The organism is Bacillus cereus group sp. MYBK220-1 (assembly GCF_051916445.1).
Lineage (GTDB): Bacteria > Bacillota > Bacilli > Bacillales > Bacillaceae_G > Bacillus_A > Bacillus_A cereus.
Window position 1 is genome coordinate 1 of sequence record NZ_JBQAGQ010000019.1, and the last position, 5,735, is coordinate 5,735.

Sequence of the window (5,735 nt, forward strand, 5' to 3'; positions counted from 1 at the left end):
AAGTTAGTTTGTCTAGCATCTAAAATAAAAATTGACGTTTCACGTTGTTTGTTTCGTTCAGTTTTCAAAGAACTACTTGGTCGCTCATTTGCGACTTCCTTATGTTAACATTTTCATCTTTCAATGTCAACTAAGTTTTTCATTTCGTTTGTCGCTTTCGACGTTAATGTCATCGGCGACTTGTTCTATATTACACCTCTAAAGTATAATCGTCAACACCTTTTTATAAAGAACTTCAATTTAATATTTTTATGCTCTTTTAACTAAATACGTCTCTATAGGATTTCATTATCGGAGCACACCTTCTGCTTCTCTTTAATTTGTTTTTCCAAATATATTCGAGTTAATTTGAACTCTAGACTTAACTTGTGTGGACGTTTTCCTCCAACAAAACTAGCAACCTTATTTTAACAAATACTAGTATATAATTAGAGAGTTGTTGTACTATCAATAAAACTCTATTAGAAGCAGGTGAAGATATGAAAGATATACGTATCCTTATAGCAGACGACGATAAAGAAATCCGAAATTTATTAAAAATATATTTAGAACGAGAATTATACATGGTAGACACTGCAATCAACGGCGAAGAAGCCTTACATTTATTTAATCAAAATAACTATAACCTCGTTATATTAGATCTTATGATGCCCAAAATAGATGGAATCGAGGTATGTAAAAAACTTAGAGATAAAACTAACATACCTATATTAATGCTCACCGCTAAAGATCACGAAGTTGATAAAATTTTAGGTTTAAGCATTGGTGCTGATGATTATATTACGAAACCTTTCAGCATTCACGAAGTAATTGCACGAGTAAAAGCTCTTATGCGGCGTTTTTTAGTTCTCGGAAGTAACAATACTGCTCAAGAAAAAACAACTTTATCTTTTAAAGGACTAACTATCAATTTAAATACATACACAGTTCATACAAACAAAGAAGAAATTAGCTTAACCGGAAAAGAACTGGAACTGTTAAAATTCTTTACTTCAAACCCAGGGCAAGTATTTACAAAAACACAGCTCTTCCGAAATGTGTGGGACGATAATTATATAGAAGATGACAATACCGTTATGGTACATATTCGAAAACTCAGAAAGAAAATAGAAATTGACCCTTCCAATCCAAAATTCATTCAGACTATATGGGGAATTGGTTATAAGTTTGTAGGTGAAAAGCTTGAAGACTGATAAAACCCTCTTCCTGATTTCATTACAACTTATCATTTGCGGGATTTTAAACATACAAATGGATCCAAAAATAAAAATGTCTTTATTTATTATCCTTATCTTAATTACAATTTATCTCTTCTTTTCAAGAATACAATTCATTCAACATCGCAAAGCAATGGATACTAAATTAAGTCGTATACTAAAAGGAAACTTACAAACGAGATTATTCACAAGCAATGACCACTCATTACATAATATCGTTTTTTCAATAAACGAGCTAATAGGTAAATTAGAGCAGGTTCAAATTGAAGCCAAAAGATCCGAGGAATCCAGAAAACAACTTTTGTCTAGTATCTCCCACGATATACGAACACCACTCACCTCCATTATCGGATATATAGATGCTTTGAAAGACGGAGTTGCTGCTTCTGAAATAGAAAAACAAGAATATCTTAAAATACTCTATATGAAATCAAATAACTTAAAGCACCTAGTTGATGAAATATTCAATATGGCGAAGCTAGACGCTAATGAATTTCCACTAAAAGAAGAAGAACTCGACTTTTCTGAAGTTACTAGAGAAGTTTTGATTGAATTTTTACCTGAGCTCTCAAAACATAACATCGAACTGCAAATTCTCATACCAGAATCTACTTGTCCTATCATCGCAGATCATCTAAGCATTATGCGGATTATCGGTAATTTAATGAAAAATGCAATTTATTACGGAAAGGATGGGAAAACAATAGGAGTCGAATTGCTAGAAGCTGATGCAGAATACGAACTTCATATTTGGGATCAAGGCCCTGGTATTCCAAAACATGATTTACAAAACGTATTTGAGCGAATGTACCGAAGCGAACAATCAAGAAACTCTTCATTTGGTGGTAGCGGTCTCGGGCTTTCTATTTCCAAAGCGCTTGTTGAGAAAAACGGTGGACATATATGGGTTGAAAGTACTCCATGGAAACGAACTACTTTTGGCTTTTCTATTCCAAAGCACAATACTTTTAAGAAATAGTTAAGAAATGATTAATATGCAGTTAAGCCTTCCTTTTTATGATGTAAGTAAGAACTTATAGAAAGCAGGTGTCTCCTATAAATACAATTATAAAAACGACTAACCTTACTAAAGTATATGGCAATCAAAAATCAGTAGATAATTTAAATATTAATGTTCAACAAGGGGAGATTTATGGCTTCATAGGCCGCAACGGTGCTGGTAAAACAACAACCATTCGTATGCTACTTAGTCTTATAAAGCCTACAAGTGGAACGATTGAAATATTCGGAGAGAACTTATTCCAAAATCAAAAAGATATTTTAAGCAGAATTGGTTCTATAGTTGAAGTTCCAGGATTTTATGAAAACTTAACTGCAAAAGAAAACCTATTAATTAATGCAAAGATAATTGGGGTTCACAAAAAGAATGCTATCGAAGAAGCATTAGAAATAGTAGGCTTGCAGCATGAGACAAAAAAGTTAGTAGGAAAGTATTCTTTAGGAATGAAGCAACGCTTAGGAATTGCACGTGCTCTTCTCCATTATCCTGAGCTACTCATATTAGATGAACCAACTAACGGACTAGACCCTATTGGTATTAAAGAAATGCGAAAACTTATTCATTCTTTAGCTCAAGAAAGAAATATAACAATACTCATTTCTAGTCACATATTAGCCGAGGTAGAACAGTTAGTCGATCGTATCGGAATTATTCATGAAGGAAAGTTACTAGAAGAAGTTTCTCTTGATACGCTGCGCAAGGCAAACCGTAAGTACATAGAGTTTCAAGTGAATAATGACGATAAAGCTGTGATGTTATTAGAAAATCATCTTCAAATTTTTGATTATGAAGTACATGATGAAGGAAATATTCGTATTTACTCTCATTTTGGACAACAAGGATACATAAACAGAACGTTTGTTCTTAATGATATTGAAGTATTAAAAATGATGATAAGCGAAGATAGACTAGAAGATTATTTCACCAAACTAGTTGGAGGTGGAACAATTGGTTAATCTACTCTATACAGAACTCTTAAAGCTAAAACGCTCTAATATGTTTTTAATTAGCATTATTGGTGCTGGTGTCGCACCTTTCTTAGTTGTAGTAGCCTCTTATATACATATAAAAACAAAACAGCCAACTCCAACTATTTGGTTCCATCAATTATTCACTGACGTTAACTTATATACTACTTTAGTTATAGGATTCCCCTTATATGGAGTAGTGGTTGCTTATTTGCTTACCCGCGAATATACAGAAGATACACTGAAAAATTTACTAACTATCCCCGTGTCGCGCATTAGCTTTATTATAAGTAAATTCATCATTCTCTTTCTTTGGATTATGATGCTAACTTTAGTCGCTTGGGTACTTACTTTAATATTAGGGCTATTGGGGAACTTCCCTGGTTTTAACATTTCTTTACTTTTAGGTTCTTTCCTAGAATTTTTAATATGTGGTGGACTTCTCTTTCTATTGTCTTCACCTATTGTGCTACTAACTCTTGTAATGAAGAGCTATGTACCACCCATTATATTAACAGTCATTATTACAATGACTAATCTTATGCTCGTAAACTCCAAGCATAAAGATTTATTTCCGTGGACCGCTACTCTAGATATCGCAAATAACGAATTACAACCGACATATCCACCAGAGTATTCTTATATCATCATTGCAGTAACGACAATTTCCGGATTTATTGCAACACTATTCTATTTTAAAAAAGTAGACATTCATTAATGTATAGGAGTGAAACTATGAGCGATATCATTATTGCCTTCATACTCGGTATTGTAGAAGGATTAGCTGAATTTTTACCTATATCTTCTACTGGTCACCTTATATTAGTCGGGCATTTATTAGGCTTTGAGGGAGAAAGAGCAAAAACGTTTGAAATTGTTATTCAGCTAGGCGCAATTTTAGCTATTGCAATTTTATATCATAAACGTCTCGTTTCTTTATGTAATATTAAACCTCTTATACAGAAAGAAAAAAAATTCAATGCGTTCCATGTATTTCTTGGCGTATTTCCGGCAGTGGTTGCTGGTTTGCTACTACATGATATTATTAAAACATACTTATTCCAGCCATACACTGTTGTGATTGGACTTGTAGCAGGGGCAATTCTTATGATCTTTGCAGAAGTAAAAAAGAAAGAGGCAGCAGCCTATTCACTGGACGATTTAACATACCGCCAAGCTTTAACAATCGGATTATTTCAGTGCTTAGCGGTATACCCTGGCTTCTCTAGAGCTGGCTCTACTATCTCTGGAGGTCTATTAGCAAAAGTAAATTATAAGACTGCATCTGAATTCTCTTTTCTAATAGCTCTTCCTGTAATGATTGGGGCGACAGGCTTAGACTTACTAAAAAGTTGGAAGTATTTAAGTGTCGATGACATCCCTATGTTTGCGGTAGGATTCATTACCTCTTTTATAGTAGCGATGCTAGCGGTAGTAACTTTTCTAAAGCTTTTAGAGAAGATAGGTTTAAAACCTTTTGCATACTATCGTATTTTGTTGGCTATCTTATTTACGCTTTTCGTATTGCTATAGATTCATATAAGTCACATATTATTAAACTGATATTCAATTTAGAATATCGGTTTTTTTATCTATTTTAACTCTAGTATTACTCACTTCAATATGGCATAGTGATAATAAACTACCATTCATAATCTGAACGTTCTTTAAGTAACTATATCCTTTATCATAAAATGCAATTAGAAATTTAAAGATCCCATATATGTACAGAACATATTTACAAATTATATTCACTCCACATAGTATCTTTTTAATTTGCAACACACTAATACAAATTAAAAATGAGTACAAAGGCATAACAAATAAGTAAATTTCCTAGGAATTATAAAGAGACTAAATATTAATTAGAGTGAGGTGACGATAAAAATGAATCAATTAGCACAGACATATTGGGATACTTATTGGAGAAACAACAAAAAAACAGAATCTGTTACAGCTTGGCAATTTGGGGATGCCCCTAATTATCTTGCACAACTAGTAATTGACGGTATTAAAACAGCTACATGCTCCGGTCACATTTTTTATGAATTAGAACATGAATCGCTAACGACTACTAATGATTATAGTATTATACTCAATAGTAATGATGAACCTGTAGCTATTATTAAGACAATAGAAGTAACTGTAACACCAATGAATGAAGTAAGCGAAGAATTCGCTATCGCTGAAGGCGAAGGAGATCGTACTTATAATTACTGGAGAGACACCCATGTTCGTTTTTTTACAAAGGAACTAAATGAGCTTGGTCTTAATTTCTCTGAAGATATGTTACTCGTCTGTGAGCGTTTTGAACTTGTTGATGTGAACAATAAAGTGAAATTTTAATAAACTGAGATTTACCAGCCATTCTTATTTTTATAAAACACAAAAAAGACGAGTCATTCTGACTCGTCTTAAAGTTGCTTGGCGACGTCCTACTCTCACAGGGACAAGGTCCCAACTACCATCGGCGCTAGAGAGCTTAACTTCCGTGTTCGGTATGGGAACGGGTGTGACCTCTCTGCCATC

Annotated in this window: 6 protein-coding genes and 1 rRNA gene; 6 read left to right on the top strand and 1 reads right to left on the bottom strand. The window is 33.4% G+C overall.

The window, feature by feature from the left end; translation table 11 throughout:
• Positions 1-479: 479 nt before the first annotated feature.
• The 6 genes from ACTFRU_RS29270 to ACTFRU_RS29295 all read left to right on the top strand — a co-directional run bounded on the left by ACTFRU_RS29270 (position 480) and on the right by ACTFRU_RS29295 (position 5,552).
• Complete coding sequence (locus ACTFRU_RS29270) at positions 480-1,193, top strand: response regulator transcription factor (RefSeq protein WP_000651995.1); 714 nt, start codon at positions 480-482, stop codon at positions 1,191-1,193.
• Positions 1,183-2,196, top strand: a complete 1,014-nt coding sequence (locus tag ACTFRU_RS29275; protein WP_006921271.1) for a sensor histidine kinase — start codon at positions 1,183-1,185, stop codon at positions 2,194-2,196. Before ACTFRU_RS29270 ends, ACTFRU_RS29275 begins: the two co-directional genes overlap by 11 nt.
• A gap of 68 nt (positions 2,197-2,264) precedes the next feature.
• Positions 2,265-3,194: an ABC transporter ATP-binding protein gene (locus tag ACTFRU_RS29280; protein ID WP_000074581.1), complete on the top strand. Its 930-nt coding sequence runs from the start codon at positions 2,265-2,267 to the stop codon at positions 3,192-3,194.
• Positions 3,187-3,924, top strand: coding sequence for an ABC transporter permease (locus ACTFRU_RS29285; protein WP_006921274.1), 738 nt, complete (start codon positions 3,187-3,189; stop codon positions 3,922-3,924). Before ACTFRU_RS29280 ends, ACTFRU_RS29285 begins: the two co-directional genes overlap by 8 nt.
• Before the next feature lie 17 nt (positions 3,925-3,941).
• Complete coding sequence (gene uppP, locus ACTFRU_RS29290; RefSeq protein WP_001279957.1) at positions 3,942-4,739, top strand: undecaprenyl-diphosphate phosphatase UppP; 798 nt, start codon at positions 3,942-3,944, stop codon at positions 4,737-4,739.
• A 354-nt stretch (positions 4,740-5,093) separates the two neighbouring features.
• A complete protein-coding gene (locus ACTFRU_RS29295; protein ID WP_440038001.1) occupies positions 5,094-5,552 on the top strand; it encodes an ASCH domain-containing protein in 459 nt (152 codons plus the stop codon).
• Between the two features lie 76 nt (positions 5,553-5,628).
• Here the strand turns inward: ACTFRU_RS29295 and rrf are convergent.
• Positions 5,629-5,735: ribosomal RNA gene (rrf, locus tag ACTFRU_RS29300) — 5S ribosomal RNA — on the bottom strand; the annotation flags it as partial.